Source organism: Undibacterium sp. Ji49W (assembly GCF_049340205.1).
Classification (GTDB): domain Bacteria; phylum Pseudomonadota; class Gammaproteobacteria; order Burkholderiales; family Burkholderiaceae_D; genus Undibacterium.
The window spans coordinates 122,929-143,568 of sequence record NZ_JBMPOW010000005.1; the positions used below are offsets into that span (position 1 = coordinate 122,929).

The following is a 20,640-nucleotide window of genomic DNA, read 5'->3' on the forward strand; positions in this document are numbered from 1 at the left end:
CAATTATTTCAATGTCCAGGCAAATGACAGATCATTCCAGCCTTGTGCAGCACCTGTCTGGAAGCGGCATGCTTTCAGTGCCAGCAGGGATGCTTTATCAAGCTTGCGGAAACCGCTGGAAGCAATGATCTTTGCATCGACAACAGCACCTTTTTTATCCACCATGTAACTCAGTTTGACCAGGCCTTCTTGCTCATCCGTCAAAGCGCGTTGATCATAGGATGGGGCTTCGCAACCCGATTCAGAAAACGGGTTACGCGTTTCTAATGCGAATGCTGGCGCTGTGACCAAAGCAAAAGCCAGTGTAGATACGATTGCATAGAGGCGGAAATGTGCGGACATAGTAAACTCCTGAAAATAATGAAAGCGATCGATAAATTTGCTGTTGCCCCTGAGGCAATTGACTGCCACTAAATCGAGCAGATGGTTGCACTATACGTCGTGCCAACTCAGCTAAAAAATCAATAATTCGTATAGGGATTATTTCCAAAAAGCATAATTGCTGCATCGCATCAATTTGGTGCGTCTATTTCATCATCTCCCTCTCAAAAAATCTCTGTGCTTGTGCAAAAAAGCCTGAAAAGCGGGCCTATGTTGCGTTCTGCTACTCATGGTGGTGCAAAAAGCGGTACCAGTCGGCGAGAAAATATTTTTCAATAATTTGTAACAAGACGCTTCAATTGTAGTGTTCCTTTTCATAAGTAGATGAAAAATTGAATTTTTCCTGTTATTCAGCATGATCAATGCGCAATCTCTATATGGCATTCCAGTCCATTAATGATGGCTGAAATTCATCATTGGCTTCTATTCATAACGTGAAGGTAAGCTAAATTCCCCCATATTGTTGTGTAGTTGTATGACAAGTTGTTGTCATCAAGCATATTTGCCTAAAATCAATTTTTTCACAGTAAGGATAATCATCTTCAGGTTAGAATTGCCATCAGTGTAATAGTGGATATGTCATGAACAGTTCACCTTGCTTTGTTAACCAAAATGCTTTATTTCACTGAAATTTGTTGAATTTGTGCAAACACTACAAGATTTTTTACAGCGTTGGCAGCAGCGAGGAATCTACACACGGCTATTTGTACCGCTCTTTTTCTTGATAATTGCCGTTACTGGTTTGCGCTACTACCTGCTGCTGGGTGCTGAAACCACAGATGTCCGTCAAAGGTCAGAGGCAGAGCTGCGCCATTCTTTTCATTATTTGATTCCCGTTTTGAGTAACCTTACAGTTCAGGGTGATAGTAAGGGCATACATACCCTGCTGGATCAGGAAGTCCGTTCCAGCCCTGTGATTGCCCGTATCACCTGGCGTTATGGCAAACAGCAATTTGTCGGACAAGATCCGGAGTTACCGCAGGCTGCCGTGCCAGCCTGGTTCAACAGAGTACTGTCCCTGCCTGCACAAACCTTTGCCAACGAAGCCAGGCTGGTCAATGGCGAGGTCGCCATGTTGCGGTTTGACACCACGCTCGAGCATGAAAAAGAACACATCTGGCAAAAATTCCTGATCCAGGCAAAAATTTCCCTGGGGATCATTTTTACCATCTATCTCTTGCTGGGCCTGATTTTGCGTTCGAACGCCAGAACCATGAGCCGCCTGGCCAATGCGACCGAGCAATTCAAGAAAGGCCAGCATGCAGTACGCATGTCAGTGACTGGTACTGCAGAAGCACGTGCTCTGGCGCTGACCTTCAACAGCATGGCCAATGAAGTGCAATCCCTGTTGCTGACCTTGCAACGCAGCCAGCGCGATCATAGCGAGCAATTGCATTTCACCTGGCAATTGTTGAATGCCTTGCCCATACCGATATTCTTCCAGGATCAGCATGGCATCTGCAGGCGCGTGAACCATGCCTGGGAACTGATGTTTGACCTTAGTGCAGAACAGGTTATCGGGCATCCCATGCCTGCTCTCTTCAGTGATGAAAGCATGCCTGGTATGTCCAGCCTGCCGTTGATGCCAGAGGATGCCGACGATACGGTTAAACGGGTGACCGAGGCCAGGGCCCATGTCGCCGGCAAACATCTGGATGTGATCTTTTACCAGGCCAATCTGACCAATGTAGAAGGCGAGGCGGTCGGCAGCATTGGCGCCCTGATCGACATCAGTGAACGCATCAAGGCGCAGGCAGCGCTGGCCGCAGAAAACGAAAAAGTGGAAACCACGCTCGCCTCTATCGGTGATGCCGTCATCAGTACCGATGTGGATGGCCGTATACTGATGCTCAATAAACTGGCACAGCAACTGAGCGGCTGGAGCAGGGAAGAGGCATGCGAGCATCATTTGCAGGATGTCTTTTTTCTGGCCGACGCGACCAGCAGGAGTGGCCTGGGTGATTTTGTCAGCAATATCTGCAATAGTGAAGATGTCTTGCAGGCCAGTAACCAGATCCTGGCTGCCCGTGGTGGCAAGCAGATAGAAGTGGATTACACGGCTGCGCCGATACGTCAGAAAGACGGCAGCGTCACTGGTTGTGTACTGGTGTTCCGCGATGTCAGTGAACGCCGGCAACTGATGCAGCAACTTTCCTGGCAGGCGGGCCATGATGTGCTGACCGGGCTGGAAAACCGGGCCTCGCTGGCCGACCGTTTCAGCGTGGCCATCAATAGCGCCCGTGAACAACAATGCTGGCTGGCAGTGTGCCTGCTTGATCTGGACCATTTTCAGGTCATCAATGAGAAATATGGGCATGAGTTTGCCGATAAATTATTACAACAGGTCGCACGGCGCCTGGAAATCAGCGTCGGTTCCAGCAATAGCGTGGCCAGGCTGGGCGGAGATGAATTTGTCGTGCTCTTGCACAACCAGACCGATATCGCCGGGGTTGAACTGAACCTCGCTCTGCTGTTGGCGGAACTGGCACAACCCTATGACATCGAACAGCGCACGGTCAGCATGTCGGCCAGCATAGGTGTGGCAATTTATCCGCGTGATGATGTCAATGCCGATACCTTGTTGCGTTGTGCCGACCAGGCCATGTACCAGGCAAAACTGAGTGGTCGCAATCAATTCCATCTGTTTGATGCCGAACAAGACCAGCAATTGCGAACCCATCATAACCAGCGTGCCCGCGTCCGCCAGGCCCTGCATGAGAGTGAACTGTGTCTGTACTTCCAGCCCAAGGTCAATATGCGCCTGGGCCATGTAACAGGCATGGAAGCGCTGCTGCGCTGGCAGCATCCGGAGCATGGCATCGTTGGCCCACTGGAATTCTTGCCGCTGGTCGAACACACTGACCTGATCATCGATATCGGTGACTGGGTTTTGCAGCAAGCCATGGAACAATTGCGCTTATGGAACCGGGAACACCGGCAATGGATAGTCAGCGTGAATATCGCCGCACGTCATTTCCAGAGCAAGGATTTTTTGCCGCGCCTGCGCAAGATACTGGCTGACTATCCGGATGTTGCACCAGAGCGCCTGGAAATAGAAATCCTCGAATCTGCCGCCATACAGGATATCCAGCATGTGCGCGAAGTCATGCTGGCCAGCCAGAAACTGGGCGTCAGTTTTGCACTGGATGATTTTGGCACCGGTTATTCTTCCCTGTCTTACCTCAAACGCCTGCCTGCCAATACCCTGAAAATCGACCAGAGCTTCGTGCGTGACATGCTTGACGACAAGGATGATCTGGCCGTGATCAGCGCCGTCATCGGACTGGCGCGCGCATTCAATCGCGAAGTGATCGCCGAAGGTGTGGAAAGTGCAGAACACGGCGTCGCCCTGATGCGGCTTGGCTGCATGCTGGCACAAGGCTATGGCGTGGCGCGGCCCATGCCCGCACTACAGGTCAGTGACTGGGCAAAAAGTTACATCATGCCGGCGATATGGGGGGAGGATAAAGACCTGCACTGGGAAGGTGCCTGAACAACGGGATCGCAGGCAGGGTGAAGCGATGCGACTTGATCAGTGACATAAAAAAAAGCGAATCATTGATTATGATTCGCTTTTTTTAACCTTGAAAACCCGGTTATTTCGCCGGGTATTTGATCGTCATTTCCTTCAGCACATTGTCGGCATGATCCACCTCGCTCATGACCCATAACATATAGCGGATATCGACATGGATGGCTCTGGTAATGGCGCTGTCAAAATACCAGTCCTTGGTAATCGATTCGTAAGTGGAATCAAAATTCAGACCTACCAGCTCACCATTCTTGTTCAATACTGCTGAACCGGAATTGCCACCAGTCGTATCCGCCGTGGACAGGAAATTCACCGGTACGGTATTCAATACCTTGTCCTTGAATATGCCGTAGTGTTTGTCCTTGATGCTGGCCAGCAGATTGACCGGTGCCTCGAAAGGCGCTTTGCCGGTATCTTTTTCCAGTATGCCTTCCACCGTGGTAAATGGTCCCTTGCTGATGCCATCGCGCGGTGTGTAAGGTGCTACCGTGCCGTAAGTGACACGCAAGGTGGAATTGGCATCGGGATATACAGGTTTGCCGATAGACTTCTTCCATGCAATCACAGCCTGCATGTACTGCGGGATGATGCGTTCCAGGTTGCCATCCACTTCCTTGCGCTGGTTTTCCAGTGCCATGTCTGTGTCATGCAGCTTGATGGCCAGACGGATGAAGGCATCGTCGGATGCGTCGAAGGCTGCGCGGTTCTTGTTCAACCAGCCAAGTCGTGTTGCCGTATTACCCAACTGACTTTGCTGATACAGGCTGACCACGCTTTCTGGCGCTGGCAGCAAGGCGTCCAGTCCTGTTGGATGAGCTTGTTCCGGCAATTTGTTATAGCGTTGCAGGGCTGCTGTAAAGCGTGCCTGATCGACGTTGGGCAGATAAGACTGTTCGAGACGGTTCAGGCGGCCAGCGATGAAAGACAATTCGCGTTGCTGATAATCGGCGTGCCGTTCGACATCCGGTTTTTCGCTTTCGATGGCGACGCGGTACAGCGTGCGCGCACTTTTCAGCATCTCGCCGGTATGGATAATAGTCCATGCCGTTTCCTGTTCGGACAATGCCATGTCACTGGCGATGACGGCATCCAGTTCTGACAGCAGAGCCTTGTTGTCGCCATGCTGTTTATACCAGGCGCGGAAATCGGCATCCTGACCATCCTTGATAGCTGCCAGGTCCTTGCGGGCAAAGCCTGCCAGCAAGCCTTCGGTTTTTTTCAAGCCGTTATTGATGCCTTTGACCACGCTGGCATAACGTACTTCAGCCGTCTTGTTGCCTTCGCTGGCAGCCTGGATGACGGCAATATCAGCTTTCGATTCAGCCACCTTTGCCGGATAGCTGTGGTCACGCGCAAAGCGAATTTCCGCCGGCAACTTGTAACGGCTGGTGCGTCCAGGGTAACCCGCCAGCAAGATCGGGTCACCGTTCTTCAAACCCTGTGCCGAAACCACCAGGAAGTCTTTTGACTGATACGGGACGTTATCGGCAGACGGGTCAGCAGGGCGGCCATCTTTGCCCACATAGGCGCGCAGGAAAGAATAATCGCCAGTGTGCCGTGGCCATTCAAAATTATCGACCTCGCCACCAAAATTGCCGATCTTGTCAGACGGTGCATACACCAGCCTGACGTCACGTATCATCATCTGGCGTATGCGGTAGTACTCCAGCCCGCGATGGAAGCTGGGTACGGAACAGCGATAGGCCTTGTCCTGTTCACAGTCGGCAATCAGGGCCTTGATGCGGTTTTCCACCTGTTCATGGCGGGCGCGGCCAGACATGTCGGCCGTCAATCCCTTCAACACCTGGTCAGTGACGTTTTCTACCTTGTCAGTGATGTACATGTGTGCATCCGGTCCGGCAGGCAGTTCCTCTGCCTTGGTACGGGCCAGGAAACCTTCGCTGATGTAATTCTTTTCAGCCGTGGAATTTCTTTGTATGGCCTTGTAGGCGCAGTGATGATTGGTCACCGCCAGCCCGCTGTTCGACACAAAAGAGGCAGAACAGCCACCCAGCGACACCATGGTATTGAGCGGGTGCTTGCTCAAATCCGCCAGTTTTTCAGCAGGGATCGTGATGCCTATGCGTTTGAGTTCGGATTTTAACTGGGGTAACTGATGTGGTTGCCACTGGCCTTCGTCGGCATGGGCGGATGAAACAGCACCGGCAACGGCCAGTGTCAGCGTGATAACTTTGAACAAATTGGTCTCCAACGAGGTAAAACTTACGGGCGGCAGTATAGCTGTACCCATGAGCAGAAAATAGCTGGCCTACAGGAAATGCTGAAAAAATGCGGTGAAACACAGCAAAGTGCGGTGACTTCCGGTCTGATTTTTCTTTTGCATATAAAAATGACAGGAAATCCTGGTAATAGCAGTCAGTTACAGACACATATCCATAAATTTAGTTCCTGCATTGCCCACCTGCAAGTGCATATTATTTTCATTATTTCGCCAAATGGAATAATAAATTATAAATCATGAGGATTCTCTTTGTGCTGTTAATGACAGACACTGTCATTCATGGCTTAATTTTAGGCCGTTTACCTGACAGGAGATCATCATGTCCCGTGCATTTGCCGATATCAGCTTTACCCCCAGTGTCAAAGCAGCACAAAGCCTGTATGGCAGCCGGGAAGACAATCTTGGTTTTGAACTGGTGGATGAAAAGCGTGACCATTTGCTGGAACGTGACATTGAATTCCTGCAGGCGCGCGATAGTTTTTATCAGGCGACGGTGTCTGAAAACGGCTGGCCGTATGTGCAGCACCGCGGTGGCCCGGTGGGTTTCCTGAAAGTGTTCGATGCCAAAACCATAGGCTATGCCGACTTTGTCGGCAACGCGCAATACCTGAGCGTGGGGAACCTGTTTGCGAATGACAGGATTTCGCTGATCCTGATCGATTACCCCAGGCGGCGGCGTATGAAAATCTGGGGCCGGGCCCGTATCGTCCACGAACATGAAGAGCCTGCGCTTATCGCCAGGCTGGCCATGCCTGCTTACCGCGCCCGGATTGAACGCGCCATCATCATCACGGTCGAGGCCGTAGAGTGGAATTGTCCACAACACATCACCCCCAGGTTTACCGGGGCCGAAGTGCAGGAGATGATGGCGACGGTACTGGAAGAAAACCGGCAACTGAAGCAGCAATTGCAGAATTTGCAGAAATCGCAGCAATCACTTGCGGCTGACCGGGGAGCCGGTTCCGCGACATGACATGGGTTTGCCGTGGGCAGCTATAATAAGAAACCCACAGCAAAGACAGGCATCATGAAACTCTATCGCTATCTGACCGGCCCCGACGACAAGGCATTCTGCCTGCGTGTATCTGAAGCGCTCAATAAGGGCTGGTCCTTGTATGGGGGACCGACCCTGAGTTTTAACGGCAAGAACACGATAGCCGGTCAGGCCATCCTCAAGGAAGTGGACGGCGAATTTTCAGCCGACCTCGACTTGTCTGCCATGTAATGCTGCCACTACCAAGGCTGGAAAAGGCGGCGCCATGCTGCTCATCCGGCTTAGTGCTTATCCTGGTCTTTCCTTCCAAATTATGAATCAGCAACACGAGCAATTTCCCTCGGCGCTGGAAGCAGTTTTTCTGGTCGCCTTTCTGATGGGCGTGGAATTTGTCATCAACGCCGGTTTTTACGATATGCGTTCCGTGCTGGGAATGGACCCCGCGCACATGATAGGCATCGTCTTTTTGTTGGCCAATGCCGTGCTATTTACGGTACTGCTGCATTATAAGAAGATGACGTATTCATCGCTATTTCATGCATCCCGTACCCCGATCATGGCGACCGTGACCTTGCTGGGTGTGCCGGTACTAATGCTGGTGCCAGCATTGTCGCTGCTGATCATGCTGCTGGAGCAAGTGCTGGTGCAATGGATGCCGGTACCAGTGGCGCAACAAAAGGTATTTGACCAGATGATGCTGAGCGGTTTGTCATCCATCGTCACCGCCTGCCTGATCGCCCCGGTGGTGGAAGAAATGCTGTTTCGCGGGATTATCCTGCGCAGTTTCCTGAATCAGTATTCACGCTGGCAGGCCATATTCGCGTCTGCCCTGCTGTTCGGTTTTGCGCACTTGAACATTTACCAGTTTTTTGCTGCCTTGCTGCTGGGCTGCCTGTGTGGCTGGCTGTATGAACGCAGCCGTTCTTTGTGGCCTGGCATTATTTTGCATGCCAGCTATAACAGTCTGGCCATGCTGGTGGAAAGGCTGGCAGTATCCGGCGTAGACTGGCAACCAACAACGGCACATTGGTTGATCGCCATCGTGCTGCTAGTCATTGGTGCCGGTCTGTTGCACAAACTGCTGCGACAGCGGGCTTTGCCGCCGCCGGAAAAACCGGCGGATAAATAACAGAGCAGGGGGAAGCGTTAACTGCTTCCCCCTGTTTTTTAGTCTGGCTGCATTTCGCGTTTCAGGCGACGCTGTACTTCCCAATCCAGTTCGGTGTCGCGTTTCTTTTCCAGCGCATCGATATGGCGCAGTTTTTTGCCTTCGACAAACTGGCCAGACAACAGCAGGCGCGGTTTGCTGTTCGCAGATACCATACCATGGGTTGCCCAGCGTGAACGTGGCAAGGTGGTACCGGCCAGGATGCCGTAATCGCTGCCGCAACTGATACCTTTTTCACCAATCACGGATTCACCAGACTTGATGTACTTGGCCGCATAAATCGTGGCTTTGGTGGCGATCCAGCGTCCGCAATGGATTTCGCCGCGCAGACTGCTGATTTCGCCGGTAGCACGCAAGCTTCCCCAGGTACTGATATCGCCCTGGCTGCACAGGCTGTCGACTTCCAGGTTACCCTGGCAAATCACGACGGCGGCAAACAGACTGCCTTCCACCTGAACGTCGGTTTCGCTGAACAACTCACCCTGGCAATTGCAGTCACCGGCGACATGGATGCCGGCAGCCGACAGATGTCCGCCGATGAACTGGATTTCACCTGCTTCCAGCACGTCGTCGAGTTGCACATTGCCGTGGCAGTCCAGGTCGGCGCAGGTCAGGTAACCCAGCGCCTGGATATCGCCATAGCCGCCGAAGGCATCATGATGATCATGACGCGCCAGGATGGCCGGGTGCACCAGTTGATGTATGAAATTACTTTCACCTGCTACTGGTTTGCGCTGATCCAGTTCCAGCATGCGTGCCATCCAGTCAGCACTGCAACCGGTTTTCAGCAGGTATTCCACTTCGATATTGCCACCTGCATCCAGCGTATGGCCAACATACAGTGATTGCACGCGGATATCGCCGGTTACCGTCAATTTACCCAGGCAAAATACTTCTTCTGCTTCCAGGTCACCATCGATCAGGCAGTCACCGCCCACGATCAACTGGGTTGTGATCAGGGCATCACCCTGTACATGTACGTCACCCGTGCTGGCAAATTGCTTGCGTTTCAGGCGTGTGGTCTGGACCGGCAGGGGCGCAGGAAGAATGACGGGCGCGGTGATTTTACTGGCCACGGTGGAAGTGCGCTTGGACATGGTAAGCCTTGCAAGAAAAATGGTAATCGGGAAAAATCGCAGAATGGTAATAGCGGATACGGCGGCATTATCCCAGAGTTTGACCGTCAGTCGCCATCTGGATTGACGATATTGGTTGCGCTGGCTGTATTGCCGGTGCTACCGGTCAACTCAGGATGGCAAGGCGTCCAGCCGGCCAGCTTCTGCCAGCTCGCGGATGATGCGTACGGTTTCCACGTCGGCTTCGTGATAGGCCGATTTACGGTATTCGTTATACATGTCATTTTCGGCATCATGCTGCGCGCTTTGGCCATTGTCATAGCTGAAACGTACAAACAGTGCCTGTGGCTGCGGTTCTTCTATGCTCATACGCAGCGTGGAATGCGGGATTTCCTTCTGTGCTGCGACATCGTAATGCACATGTTCCAGATGCACGAAACTGACACGGTCAGTGACTTCCAGCTCGCCATATTTCAGCGTACGCGTCATACCGGCTTCGGTGCGCTCCATGATCAGGGCGTCATCCAGATAGGACACAAACATTCTTGGCATTTCTGCCCTTAACACCAGGCCGCGCCACAATTGCTCGCGGGTGATGACTTCTATCATGGGATTGCTTAAATCATTGATTTCTACCAAATGCTCAAATTTCATGGGACACCTTTTTTCAGTAACCCATAGTTTACCTTGCCTGCCCGGTATTGTGAGCGTTGTGAGCAAATTCCATACTGGAAAGCAGTTTCATCATGCCAATATGACAGCAATTCATTTGCGCAAGACCTTGTTCACCAGGTCCATAAATTGTTGATAACGGATGGGTTTTGCCATATAGGCATCACAACCGGCTGCCATGAAGCGTTCTTCATCACCATGCATGGAAAAAGCGGTCAATGCCATGATGCGGATGCGCGCGGTAGCGGCATCATTCCTCAGCAGGCGTACCGCCGTCATGCCGTCGATACCGGGCAATTGCATATCCATTAATATCAGATCCGGCAATTGTTCTTTTGCATAGCGCAGGCCCAGTTCTGCATCTACAGCCTGCACGACTTCGTGACCAGCATTGTTGAGCAGAAACGAGGCCAGTTTCATATTGACAGGATTGTCTTCCACGATCAGTACACGTGCCATGTCATTTTCCTCTGCCGGCCATGGCGCGTCTTACTTCGCCGACGAAACGGCCATGATTGAATTCGGATTTTTCCATTACTTTTTTAACGTCGCCGTTCAGGCGCAACTTATCTTCGGTGGTGATTTGTTTGGCTGTCAGTATCATGACAGGAATTCCGGCTGTGCTGGCATCTGCCTTCAAGGCTTCAACTACATCAAAACCGTTGACTTCGGGCATCATCAAATCCAGTACGATCAGGTCGGGCTGGGCGTGACGCGCTGTATGTATTCCTTCTTCTCCACCCAGGGCAGACAGGGTACGGTACCCGAAACTGTCGAGGTAGGTTGTAATCAGTTGTATCGCCTTGGGGTCATCATCAATGACCAGCGCGCTTAATTGTCGCCCACCGCTACGCGAGGCAAAGCCCAATTGTGTCAGGGCGTCATTCATGGTTTCCCTTGATACGGGTTTTTGCATGACTTGCGCCGCCCCCAGTGACATGCCACGGCCACGATCCGCCACGATGGAGATGATCACCACCGGCACGGCAGCAAACCGCGTTTCCAGCTTGAAGCGTTGCAGGAATTCCCAGCCATCCATGCCTGGCAATAAAATGTCCAGGGTAATCAGGTCAGGGCACTCCTGTTCGGCCAGTGCCAGTGCGCTTTCTGCCGAAATGGCGCGCACGATACGAAAGCCTTCGCTTTCCAGTTGCAGACGCAATACTTCGGCGGCCTGGTCATCGTCTTCTATCACCAGTGCCAGCAAGCTGCCACTGGTATCGCCTGTAGCGGTTGTAGTGGCTGTAGTGGCTGTAGCACTGCGGGTAACCGGCAAGGACGCGTTGTCGGCAATAGCCGCTATCTGGACAGCAGAGCGCAATGGCAATAGTACCGTGAAGGTGGAACCCTGATTGGGTTCGCTGTGCAGGGTAACGCTGCCGCCATGCAGCTCTGCCATGCGCTTGACCAGCGCCAGGCCCAGTCCCGTACCTTGATGGCGGCGCGCCAGGCTGCTGTCTATTTGGGTAAATGGCCGGAACAGGCGCGACTGCTCTTCCTCAGACATACCTATGCCGGTATCACTGACGCTGATTTCCAGATAATGCTCATAGCGCCCCCCGGCGATCTTCAGACCATCGACGCGGCGTGCAGCAATACTGACTTTGCCGCCTTCGGGCGTGAACTTGACGGCATTCGATAACAGGTTGTAAACGATCTGTTTGATCTTGACTTCATCCAGCCAGGCTTCTCCCAAGTCTTCCTGTACATCCGCGCTCAAATGCAAGCCCTGCATCAGCGCTTGCTCGCGCACGATTTGCAGGCTGGCCTGCACCAGCGGCGCGACACTGACGGCTTCGAAATTCACATTCATTTTACCGGCTTCGATTTTGGACAGGTCAAGAATGTCATTGATCAGGCTCAGCAAATGCTTGCCGCTATTGAAAATATCGTTGATGCCCTCGCTTTGCCGGTCATTCAAATCCCCCATCAGGCCATCCTTGAGTATTTCAGAAAAGCCGATGATGGCGTTCAGCGGGGTACGTAATTCATGCGACATATTCGCCAAAAATTCGGACTTCATCAGACTGGCCTGTTCCAGTTGTTGATTTTTAGCGGCAATTTCTTCGCTGCTGGCACGCAGGCGGTCCGCCAGCAGTTTCAGGTCGTTGTACTGGCGCAGATTGTGCAATGCGACACCCAGTTGTATCACCAGTTTTTCCAGGAAAGCCTGGTCGCTGTCTATCAGTTTGGTGGTCGCTGCCAGTACCAGCACCGCCAGGCGGCGTTCCTGATAAATAACAGGCAGCATCAACACCTGCGTCGGTGTGAAATCAGCCAGCCCGGTTTGCAGATTCAGATACGCAATATCGAGAAAACTGGTTTTTCCGCTAAGTGCGGCCTGACCCAGCAAGCCTTCGCCCAGTGCAAATTGACGTGGCACTTCACGCCCCAGGCCATGCGCCGCTTCGCAACGAAAAAGGGCATTCCATTCATCAAATCCATACAAGGCAGATACGGCGAAACCATGCCGCTCAGCGAGCAAATTCAGCAAGCCAGAAAAAATTTCCTGGCGGTCAAAACTGGTGGCAAACAGGTTTTGCGCCTGTACCTGGGTGTCATCATAATGGGCCGCAGCCCGCAACTGACGTTCGGTACGGATGAATTCAGTCACATCGACATTAACGGACAAACCACCTACGATCACACCACTATCGTCACGCAAAGGGGCGGTATTGTTTGTAATGGTTTTGCGGGTGCCATCAAAGCAGCGTATGTCTGCCAGTTCGTTCAGAATGGTTTCGCCGGTCTGCATGGTACGCGCCAGTGCCCATTCATCGGCCGCAATACGTTTGCCGCTATCTGGCCACCAGCCTACATATTCACCATATTGATCCATACTCACATGGCGTGCCCCTCCCCAGAGTTTGTCACCATACGGATTGATCTGGGTCAGCGCGCCGTTGCGGTCTGAAATAAATACACCTACAGGCAGGATATTGAGTATTTGCTTGAGCAGTAATTCACTCTCGTGTACTGCTTTTTCGGCGGCTGACCGGTGCTTGACATCAATTCTGATTTGTTGCCACAACAAGAACCAACCCAGCAAAGTAATCACCACCATCAGAATGCCGACATTGCGTGCCTGCACTGCGCTTTGTTCAACCTGTCTGGTACGCTGACTAAGTAAAACCTGCTCTTCCTGTTCCATTTGACGGATCTGATCCAACAGGCTTTCCATGACGATGCGTGGTGTTCCGCCTATCAGCCTTTGTCGCGTGGCGTCAAAACCAGCTTCCTTGTAGATGCGCATGGTCTGATCAAGGGTATTGATGCGTTCATTTAGTCTTTGCGCCAAAACCTTGCTTTGTAGTTGCTGGCGGGGATTGTCGATCGTCAGCTCAGTGATTTTCTTCATGGCAGCCTGTATCTGTGCCGTCTGCGCTTCGCGCTGGCCGACAAAGGAGGCATCGCCGGTAATGATATACAGTCTTTGTATGCTTTCCATCTCGAGTACGCCAGATTTCACATCATCCAGCCCACCCATGACCAGGTAGGTATGCTCTACCCAGTTGGAGTTATTGCGGTATTCCTGCAAGGCACGATACAGTTGCCATCCCGCAGTCAGCAGCAATAACAGTCCGACTGCCAGCCCAGTGACCAACCTGAATTCTGTACTGAATTTTTTCATGTGGCTCTTCCTGTGTGACTTGTTGTTATTGGTTGGCTGACGTGAAGATCATGTTCTGGTATCGGTACATGCGGACTTCTGTGTGCTCATGGCAAAAATTCAGATCAAAAATTCAAATATCCGGCGGACGCCCAAGACTGGGTTCCGGAGCGAAAGCGATCAGGGTGCCGGCAGTCAGTTCCAGTACAAAATAATCCAGTCTGCGATTGACGGCAGTACGGTGTTGCAAATGCTGGCGACGCGGCGCATGGAGTGCGACCTGCAAGGCAGCGGGCAAGTGCGCGCTTGATATACCGGCTTCTGCGGGTGCTTCTTCCATCTCCTGCAAGAATCGCCGTGCTGGCGTATTCGACTGGCTGATACTGCCATCGACCAGCAAGAGTGCACCTACCGGCAAATGATGGATCGCATCCGCCGCCATATCCTTGTGAATGGAATGCATGAGCGCATCCAGCACGCGAAAGGCGTGGGCTCCTTCGGCACTCGCCAGTATGCCCTGGTACTCATGTAGCAAGCGTTGTTGTTCCTGTTGTTGGATTGCCTGTTCGAGAGCCCGTTTGATCGTATTCAGCAATTCCTCATCCGTGCAGGATTTGATCAACAGGCGGTAAGGACTGATCTGGTTCAGTACCTGCAATACTTGCGGGTGTTCGGGGTGGCTGGTCAGGATAAGGTTCAGCATATGGCCATGGCGGCCATGGGTTTCATGCATGTCCTGCATGAAACCGGCGACACCGGCATCGGCTGGTTCACCGACAAGCAGGATGATATCGTGCCTGTTCAGCATCGCGCTGGCTTGTATCTGGTCGGCAGCGACATAGAGCACACAGGGTAAAGAGTGCAACAAGGCTGGCAACCTGAGCTGCCAGACAGGGTCCGCGTCAATCAGCAAGATACCAGGAGTCAGTTCAGGCATCGTCATGCTGTTTATAAATGGCGGCAAAGTGGTCGGCATGTGCAATGAAGCAGGACAACACGGCAGGGTCAAAATGCCCTGGTTCAGTCCGGCCGTCACCGTGAGTGATGATGTCCATGCTGCGCTGATGGTCAAACGCTGGCTTGTAGGGACGGCGGCTGCGCAGTGCATCATAGACATCGCAGATTTGCATAACACGGGCTGCAATGGGAATGGCTTCACCTTTCAGTCCGTTTGGATAACCTGTGCCGTCCCAGCGTTCATGGTGATTGAGGGCAATTTCTGCCCCCATTTCTGTGTACGGCGAACTACCGTTGGATAAAATACTGGCACCTAAAGCGCAATGGGTGCGCATGATATTCCATTCATCCATGGTGAAGCTGCCAGGCTTGAGCAGTATATGGTCAGGGATGCCTATTTTGCCGATATCGTGCATGGGACTGGACTGGAAGATGGCATCGTGGAATTCCAGCGGCAAATTCATCGCCAGCGCCAGTGTCTGGCAGTAATAGCTGATACGGCGCACGTGGTGGCCGGTCTCTTCATCCTTGTGTTCGGCTGCGCGCACCAGCGTAAATACCGTTTCGCGATACGCACCTTCCAATTGCCGGGTGCGTTGTTTTACCTGTTCTTCCAGCAAGAGATTGTGGTCATGCAGAAAATCGCCATACTCCTTCAGCCTGAGCAGATTGCGTACCCGCACGCTGAGGTCGGCCCGGTCTACCGGCTTGGACAGGAATTCTTCGGCTCCTGCCTCCAGCGCCCGCAGTTTCGAATTACGGTCATCCAGCGCTGTCAGCATGATGACGGGCACATGCTGGGTCACGGGATCGGCTTTCAGTGCAGTGACAGTTTCAAAACCATCCATGCCCGGCATCATGATGTCCATCAGTATCAGGTCAGGCAGCGCGCTGACGGCCATGCTCAGCGCATCGCGTCCATTGCTGGCCGACAGCGTGGTATAGCCTTCAGACTGCAGCAATAACTGCAATAGCCTGATATTTCTTTCTTCATCATCAACGATAAGGATACGAGCCGATTGTAAATCTTTCATAAAATGCATCCCCCCTGAGGTGAGAATAGACTGGACTTGTGTAATTGTCTAGTTTTAACACTATTGTTAACAATATTTTTTCTTTTTGGCAACGATCTTCCTGGTTTGACTATCGTCATGGATGCACTTCTTATGAGTTCTAGTGACTTATCGCGGAGACTGATACTGAAGACGGGGATTGTCTGCACTCAAGTTACAATGGCACCTGAAAGTTTTTCCGGATGTGCTCCGTCTGCCCTTTATGTCTCATGGTCTGAATACCCCCCAAAGCAATGCTGTCAATTATATGGATGGCCCCTGCCTGGTCCTGGCAGGGGCCGGGTCGGGCAAGACACGCGTCATTACTCAGAAAATTGTCAACCTGATCGAACTGCATGGCTATGACCCAAGACATATCGCCGCCCTGACTTTTACCAACAAGGCCGCGCTGGAAATGCAGGAGCGCATCGGCAAATTGCTGGCAGAGCCGCGTCAGGCCAGACAACTGACGGTATCGACCTTTCACTCGCTGGGGGTGAAGATATTGCGCCAGGAAGCCCAGGCCCTGGGCCTGAAAGACCGCTTTTCCATCATGGACAGCGACGATTGTTTTTCCCTGGTGCAAGATCTGGCGATTACCACCGACAAGCAGTTGATACGCCGCATACAGACTGCCATGTCGCTTTGGAAAAACGGCCTGGTTGATCCTGAAGTCGCCCTGAAACAGGCGCAGGACGAAGACGAGGCCATTGCTGCCCGGGTCTATCGCAGTTATGTCGCCACCCTGTCCGCCTATCAGGCGGTGGATTTTGATGACCTGATACGTCTGCCGGTGGAATTGTTTCGCAGCAATGAACAGGTACGCGATAAATGGCAGCGCCGCCTGCGCTATCTGCTGGTGGATGAATACCAGGACACCAATACCTGTCAGTATGAGTTGGTCAAATTGCTGGTGACCGGCATAGGCAAGAAACCCATGTTTACTGCCGTCGGTGACGATGACCAGGCAATCTATGCCTGGCGTGGTGCCACCATAGAAAACCTGAAAACCCTGCAAGTCGATTTTCCCAACCTCGAAATCATCAAGCTCGAGCAGAATTACCGTTCCAGCACCCGCATCTTGCAGGCGGCCAATGCGGTCATTGGCAATAACCCCAAGCTGTTTGAAAAGTCGTTGTGGTCGGAACACGGCTTGGGTGATCCGGTCAAGGTATTGGGTATGCAGGATGATGAGCAAGAGGCTGAGCAGGTAGCCATCATGATCTCTGCCCACCGCTTCGAGCGCCAGGCCAGGTATTCGGATTACGCGATTTTGTATCGCGGCAATCACCAGGCCCGTGTCATCGAACAGGCATTGCGGCGTGAGCGTATCCCTTACACCATATCCGGTGGCCAGAGCTTTTTTGACCGCGCCGAAATCAAGGACATCATTGCCTACCTGCGCCTGATTGCCAATGAAGATGATGATCCTGCCTTCATCCGCGCCATCACCACGCCCAAGCGCGGCGTCGGCCTGGCCACACTCGAAGTGCTGGGCGAATTTGCCGGCCAGTGGCAATGTTCGCTGTTTGCCGCTGTCTTCAAAGGTGGCATAGAAGCCAAGTTGCCCGACAAACAGCTACGACCATTACGGAATTTCTGTAGCTTCATCAACCAGGTCGAGGCCCATGCCCACAGAGAAGGCCATGCCACCGAATTGCTGGATGACCTGATGAAGGAAATCAATTACGAAGGCTATCTCTACGACAGTTTTGAAGACCGTGCAGCGCAAGGCAAATGGCAAAACGTGCTCGACTTTACCCAGTGGCTGAAAACCAAGGGTAGCGGTGGCAAGGATGGCACCGATGACCACCGCAGCCTGCTGGACCTGACCCAGATGGTGGCCCTGATGACCATGATGGAAGGCAAGGATGAAGAACCGGATGCCGTGCGCATGTCCACCCTGCATGCCTCCAAGGGACTGGAATATCCGCACGTGTTTCTGGTCGGTGTGGAAGAGGGCATTTTACCGCACAAGGGCGACCCTGATGCACCGGTAGAAACCATGGCGGCGCGCATAGAGGAAGAACGTCGCCTCATGTATGTGGGCATTACCCGCGCCCAGCGCAGCCTGCATATTACCTGGTGTAAAAAACGCAAGCGTGCCGGTGCACCCGTGCACTGTGATGTCTCACGCTTCATCAAGGAAATGAAACTTGACGAAGGCACGGCCTTGCCGACCGAGACGGAAGTGCTGACCCCTAAAGAGCGCCTGGCCGGTCTGAAAGCCTTGTTGAGCAAGCCCAGAGAATAGTTTTGGAGAACCAGCCTCATTCATCGCAATGACAATAATAATGCAAATAACTGAGTGCAAGAAATCACTGCCCTGAAAAGGTGAAAATGTTAGTATTACTTACCGGGTTAGGATGATGCACTGTTGCAAGTGTTGTGGACTTGTCATTTTTGCGGAAGTGATTTATGCATCGTGGTCTGATTTTGCTGCTTTTCATTTTGTTTGCACCGCTAATCCAAGCGGCGGGAAAATGTGAGCGCATGGTCATTTCGGCAGATCCTGCCTACCCACCCCTGCATTGGCATGATGGTAAAAATTTCCACGGTGCCAGCATAGACATCGCCACCCGCATCATGAAAGACCTTGGCATACCCTATGAAGTGCGCTATCTGGGGCCATGGAAACGGGTCTTGAGCGCAGCCCAAAGCGGCAGCATAGACCTGATCGCCACCCTGAAAAACACGCCCGAACGCACCAGTTTTTTACTCTTCAGTGATCTGGTACTGGTCAACCCTGTGGCCGCTTTTGTCAGAAAAGGCCGCATCGTACCCTACAATAAATGGGACGACCTGATCCCCTATTATGGCGGCATCGCCCGTGGCAATCGCTTCGGACGTCCTTTTGATGACTTCATGGATACACATCTGGCCATCAATGAAACCGACAATCTGGAAATCGCATTCAAGATGTTGCAGGCCAACCGTTTTGATTATGTCATCACCGGCTATCATTCCGGCATGGCCTATCTGGCTTCAGGCAAACTGGATGACAAATTGATGCCCCTGACCCCCTACCTCATCGAGACCGCGAATTTGCTGGGCTTTGTTGCCAGCAGTCCTTGTGCCGTTTACTTGCCGGCAGTTAACAAGCAATTGCAGAAACTGCAAAAAGAAGGCTATATAGAACGCGCCCTGCTACAGGCCAGGGAAGAATGGCGGCTTGCCCCCAACCTGGGGAAAAACTGACTTGCTCTATTGCCCCATTGTCCAATCACCCAATCACCACAGAATCCTGAACTACCTTTATCTGTCATGACACAATCACATCTCATCACCACAGCAGAACAACTCGCCGGGCTTTTTGATACCGTTGGTGAAGCTTCCCTGAAAAAAGAAGTCAGCTACCTTCATCCGCATTACCTGGCGATGATAGAGGCTTCGCCGTTCGCCGTACTGGCCACCCATGGCCCCGATGGGCTGGATGCATCACCCCGTGGTGATGCCCCCGGTTTCATCGTTGCAGAAGATCAGCACACCCTGTTGCTGCCCGAGCGACGTGGCAATAACCGTATCGACAGTCTGCGCAATATCTTGCATGACCCGCAGGTGGCATTGCTGTTCCTGATCCCCGGTCTGGGTGAAACATTGCGCGTGAATGGCCGTGCCAGTATTTCGGTTGAACCGCAATTGCTGGACAAGCTGTCCGTGGACGGCAAGGCACCAAAATGCGTAATACGCATACAGGTGGAATGTGTGTTTTTCCAGTGCGCCCGTGCAATTTTGCGTTCGCAATTATGGCAACGCGCAGACGCCGGGCGTCCGGCTGGCATCCCCAGCGCCGGCACCATCCTGGCGGCGCTGAGCAATGCCGCGATTGATGGCCAGAAGTATGATACGGAATTGCCAGCCCGTCAGCGTGCGACGCTGTATTGATCGCTGTATTGTATTTGCTGGTGACGAACGCATTTCTGCTATCCTGTGCCGCGTTGATACGTGGCAAATGCCTTACCTATTTTTTACGGAACATCCATAATGAATTTTAAAATTTCCTTTACCCGCCTGGCTGCCCGCTACCTTGGCATCGCCGGCCTGAGTCTGGCCTGCGCCGTTGCCAATGCGCAGACTGCAAAAGAAGACACGGCCAAAGGCGTGCTGTGGGAAGTGAAATCGGCTGGCAATACGGCATACCTGTTTGGTTCCATCCATCTGGCCAAGGCCAGTTTTTACCCACTGCCGGAAGCGGTGGAAAATGCCTACAAACAGGCCGATATCCTGGTGGTTGAGGTCGATACGTCCGACGCCAGGGCCGCAGAAAAAGCCATGCCCTTCTTTACCTACAAAGCACCGGACAAGCTGGAAAACCACATCACCAAAAAAACCTGGGAAGACCTGCAAGGCATGGTCGGTGCTGCCAGCACCCAGTTGCAGGGCTTGAAGCCAAGCATCGTGGCGACGGCACTCAGCGTAGGTGTCTTCAAGCAGCAGGGTTTTGATGCCAGCAAAGGGGTGGACCTGCACTATATGCAAAAAGCGAAACAGGACAAGAAAGAGATTGTTTCGCTGGAAACCATGGAATTCCAGGCCAACGTGCTGGCCGGTTTAAGTGATGAAGATGGCGATGCCATGCTGGCGCAAACTCTGGACGGCCTGAAGAATGGCGACCTGCTGCGTGAAACCAATACCATGATCGAGGCCTGGAAAACCGGCGATGCCGACGCGCTGACCAAAATCCTGCAAGATTCAGCCAGCAAGGATGCCGGTTCGCGCAAGGTCATGAAATTGCTGCTTGATGACCGCAATCCCGGCATGGTGGAAAAAATCAGCGACTTGCTGGAAAAAGGCAAAAAACTGTTTGTCGTCGTCGGTGCCGGACACATGGGTGGCCCCAACAGCATTACAGAATTACTGGAAAAAAAGGGTTTTGAAGTGAAGCAGATCAAGTAAGTCCTGGTCGTGAGCAGGGGCTGCATGACACGCCCCTGCATCTTAACGGCTATGCGCTTA

At 52.5% G+C, this 20,640-nt stretch carries 16 protein-coding genes; 8 read left to right on the forward strand and 8 right to left on the reverse strand.

Features of this window, described 5'->3' with window-relative positions; translation table 11 throughout:
* Nucleotides 1–3: 3 nt before the first annotated feature.
* Nucleotides 4–342, reverse strand: coding sequence for an energy transducer TonB (locus ACO0LK_RS07810; protein WP_422973814.1), 339 nt, complete (start codon nucleotides 340–342; stop codon nucleotides 4–6).
* Between the two features lie 877 nt (nucleotides 343–1,219).
* Between ACO0LK_RS07810 and ACO0LK_RS07815 the strand changes: the two genes are divergently transcribed.
* A complete protein-coding gene (locus ACO0LK_RS07815) occupies nucleotides 1,220–3,874 on the forward strand; it encodes a bifunctional diguanylate cyclase/phosphodiesterase (RefSeq protein ID WP_422973817.1) in 2,655 nt (884 codons plus the stop codon).
* A 103-nt stretch (nucleotides 3,875–3,977) separates the two neighbouring features.
* Here ACO0LK_RS07815 and ACO0LK_RS07820 read toward each other — a convergent pair whose 3' ends face one another.
* Nucleotides 3,978–6,113, reverse strand: coding sequence for a S46 family peptidase (locus ACO0LK_RS07820; RefSeq protein ID WP_422973818.1), 2,136 nt, complete (start codon nucleotides 6,111–6,113; stop codon nucleotides 3,978–3,980).
* Nucleotides 6,114–6,474: 361 nt separating this feature from the next.
* On the opposite strand from ACO0LK_RS07820, the gene ACO0LK_RS07825 reads away from it, so the two are divergent.
* The 3 genes from ACO0LK_RS07825 (at nucleotide 6,475) to ACO0LK_RS07835 (ending at nucleotide 8,278) form a co-directional block, all read left to right on the forward strand.
* A complete protein-coding gene (locus ACO0LK_RS07825; RefSeq protein ID WP_422973820.1) occupies nucleotides 6,475–7,128 on the forward strand; it encodes a pyridoxamine 5'-phosphate oxidase family protein in 654 nt (217 codons plus the stop codon).
* Nucleotides 7,129–7,182: 54 nt separating this feature from the next.
* Nucleotides 7,183–7,380, forward strand: a complete 198-nt coding sequence (locus ACO0LK_RS07830) for a DUF1737 domain-containing protein (protein WP_422973822.1) — start codon at nucleotides 7,183–7,185, stop codon at nucleotides 7,378–7,380.
* An 82-nt stretch (nucleotides 7,381–7,462) separates the two neighbouring features.
* Nucleotides 7,463–8,278, forward strand: a complete 816-nt coding sequence (locus ACO0LK_RS07835) for a lysostaphin resistance A-like protein (protein WP_422973824.1) — start codon at nucleotides 7,463–7,465, stop codon at nucleotides 8,276–8,278.
* Nucleotides 8,279–8,316: 38 nt separating this feature from the next.
* Here ACO0LK_RS07835 and ACO0LK_RS07840 read toward each other — a convergent pair whose 3' ends face one another.
* From ACO0LK_RS07840 to ACO0LK_RS07865, 6 genes are all read right to left on the reverse strand, one after another.
* Nucleotides 8,317–9,414, reverse strand: a complete 1,098-nt coding sequence (locus ACO0LK_RS07840) for a hypothetical protein (RefSeq protein ID WP_422973826.1) — start codon at nucleotides 9,412–9,414, stop codon at nucleotides 8,317–8,319.
* A 150-nt stretch (nucleotides 9,415–9,564) separates the two neighbouring features.
* Nucleotides 9,565–10,047, reverse strand: coding sequence for an SRPBCC family protein (locus ACO0LK_RS07845; protein WP_422973828.1), 483 nt, complete (start codon nucleotides 10,045–10,047; stop codon nucleotides 9,565–9,567).
* 111 nt (nucleotides 10,048–10,158) lie between these two features.
* Complete coding sequence (locus ACO0LK_RS07850; RefSeq protein WP_422973830.1) at nucleotides 10,159–10,524, reverse strand: response regulator; 366 nt, start codon at nucleotides 10,522–10,524, stop codon at nucleotides 10,159–10,161.
* Between the two features lies 1 nt (nucleotide 10,525).
* Nucleotides 10,526–13,696, reverse strand: coding sequence for a response regulator (locus tag ACO0LK_RS07855; protein ID WP_422973832.1), 3,171 nt, complete (start codon nucleotides 13,694–13,696; stop codon nucleotides 10,526–10,528).
* A 112-nt stretch (nucleotides 13,697–13,808) separates the two neighbouring features.
* Complete coding sequence (locus ACO0LK_RS07860) at nucleotides 13,809–14,618, reverse strand: hypothetical protein (protein WP_422973834.1); 810 nt, start codon at nucleotides 14,616–14,618, stop codon at nucleotides 13,809–13,811.
* The gene (locus tag ACO0LK_RS07865; protein WP_422973836.1) at nucleotides 14,605–15,666 is read right to left on the reverse strand and encodes a response regulator; all 1,062 of its coding nucleotides are present in this window, start codon (nucleotides 15,664–15,666) and stop codon (nucleotides 14,605–14,607) included. Before ACO0LK_RS07865 ends, ACO0LK_RS07860 begins: the two co-directional genes overlap by 14 nt.
* A gap of 241 nt (nucleotides 15,667–15,907) precedes the next feature.
* Here ACO0LK_RS07865 and ACO0LK_RS07870 point away from each other — a divergent pair, with 241 nt between their 5' ends.
* From ACO0LK_RS07870 to ACO0LK_RS07885, 4 genes are all read left to right on the forward strand, one after another.
* Nucleotides 15,908–17,938 (forward strand): UvrD-helicase domain-containing protein, encoded by a 2,031-nt coding sequence (locus ACO0LK_RS07870; protein WP_422973838.1) that lies wholly within the window; start codon nucleotides 15,908–15,910, stop codon nucleotides 17,936–17,938.
* A 239-nt stretch (nucleotides 17,939–18,177) separates the two neighbouring features.
* Nucleotides 18,178–18,882 (forward strand): substrate-binding periplasmic protein, encoded by a 705-nt coding sequence (locus tag ACO0LK_RS07875; RefSeq protein ID WP_422973840.1) that lies wholly within the window; start codon nucleotides 18,178–18,180, stop codon nucleotides 18,880–18,882.
* 66 nt (nucleotides 18,883–18,948) lie between these two features.
* Nucleotides 18,949–19,569, forward strand: coding sequence for a pyridoxamine 5'-phosphate oxidase family protein (locus ACO0LK_RS07880; protein WP_422973842.1), 621 nt, complete (start codon nucleotides 18,949–18,951; stop codon nucleotides 19,567–19,569).
* A gap of 99 nt (nucleotides 19,570–19,668) precedes the next feature.
* On the forward strand, nucleotides 19,669–20,580 hold the full coding sequence (locus ACO0LK_RS07885) for a TraB/GumN family protein (RefSeq protein WP_422973844.1): 912 nt from the start codon (nucleotides 19,669–19,671) through the stop codon (nucleotides 20,578–20,580).
* The last annotated feature ends 60 nt before the right edge of the window (nucleotides 20,581–20,640 follow it).

What these genes read in the sequence shown, in the direction of transcription:
- ACO0LK_RS07810 (WP_422973814.1), bottom strand. Translation starts at nt 342, where the DNA reads ATGTCCGCACATTTCCGCCTCTATGCAATCGTATCTACACTGGCTTTT.
- ACO0LK_RS07825 (WP_422973820.1), top strand. Translation starts at nt 6,475, where the DNA reads ATGTCCCGTGCATTTGCCGATATCAGCTTTACCCCCAGTGTCAAAGCA.
- ACO0LK_RS07830 (WP_422973822.1), top strand. Translation starts at nt 7,183, where the DNA reads ATGAAACTCTATCGCTATCTGACCGGCCCCGACGACAAGGCATTCTGC.
- ACO0LK_RS07835 (WP_422973824.1), top strand. Translation starts at nt 7,463, where the DNA reads ATGAATCAGCAACACGAGCAATTTCCCTCGGCGCTGGAAGCAGTTTTT.
- ACO0LK_RS07840 (WP_422973826.1), bottom strand. Translation starts at nt 9,414, where the DNA reads ATGTCCAAGCGCACTTCCACCGTGGCCAGTAAAATCACCGCGCCCGTC.
- ACO0LK_RS07845 (WP_422973828.1), bottom strand. Translation starts at nt 10,047, where the DNA reads ATGAAATTTGAGCATTTGGTAGAAATCAATGATTTAAGCAATCCCATG.
- ACO0LK_RS07850 (WP_422973830.1), bottom strand. Translation starts at nt 10,524, where the DNA reads ATGGCACGTGTACTGATCGTGGAAGACAATCCTGTCAATATGAAACTG.
- ACO0LK_RS07855 (WP_422973832.1), bottom strand. Translation starts at nt 13,696, where the DNA reads ATGAAAAAATTCAGTACAGAATTCAGGTTGGTCACTGGGCTGGCAGTC.
- ACO0LK_RS07860 (WP_422973834.1), bottom strand. Translation starts at nt 14,618, where the DNA reads ATGACGATGCCTGAACTGACTCCTGGTATCTTGCTGATTGACGCGGAC.
- ACO0LK_RS07865 (WP_422973836.1), bottom strand. Translation starts at nt 15,666, where the DNA reads ATGAAAGATTTACAATCGGCTCGTATCCTTATCGTTGATGATGAAGAA.
- ACO0LK_RS07870 (WP_422973838.1), top strand. Translation starts at nt 15,908, where the DNA reads ATGTCTCATGGTCTGAATACCCCCCAAAGCAATGCTGTCAATTATATG.
- ACO0LK_RS07875 (WP_422973840.1), top strand. Translation starts at nt 18,178, where the DNA reads ATGGTCATTTCGGCAGATCCTGCCTACCCACCCCTGCATTGGCATGAT.
- ACO0LK_RS07880 (WP_422973842.1), top strand. Translation starts at nt 18,949, where the DNA reads ATGACACAATCACATCTCATCACCACAGCAGAACAACTCGCCGGGCTT.
- ACO0LK_RS07885 (WP_422973844.1), top strand. Translation starts at nt 19,669, where the DNA reads ATGAATTTTAAAATTTCCTTTACCCGCCTGGCTGCCCGCTACCTTGGC.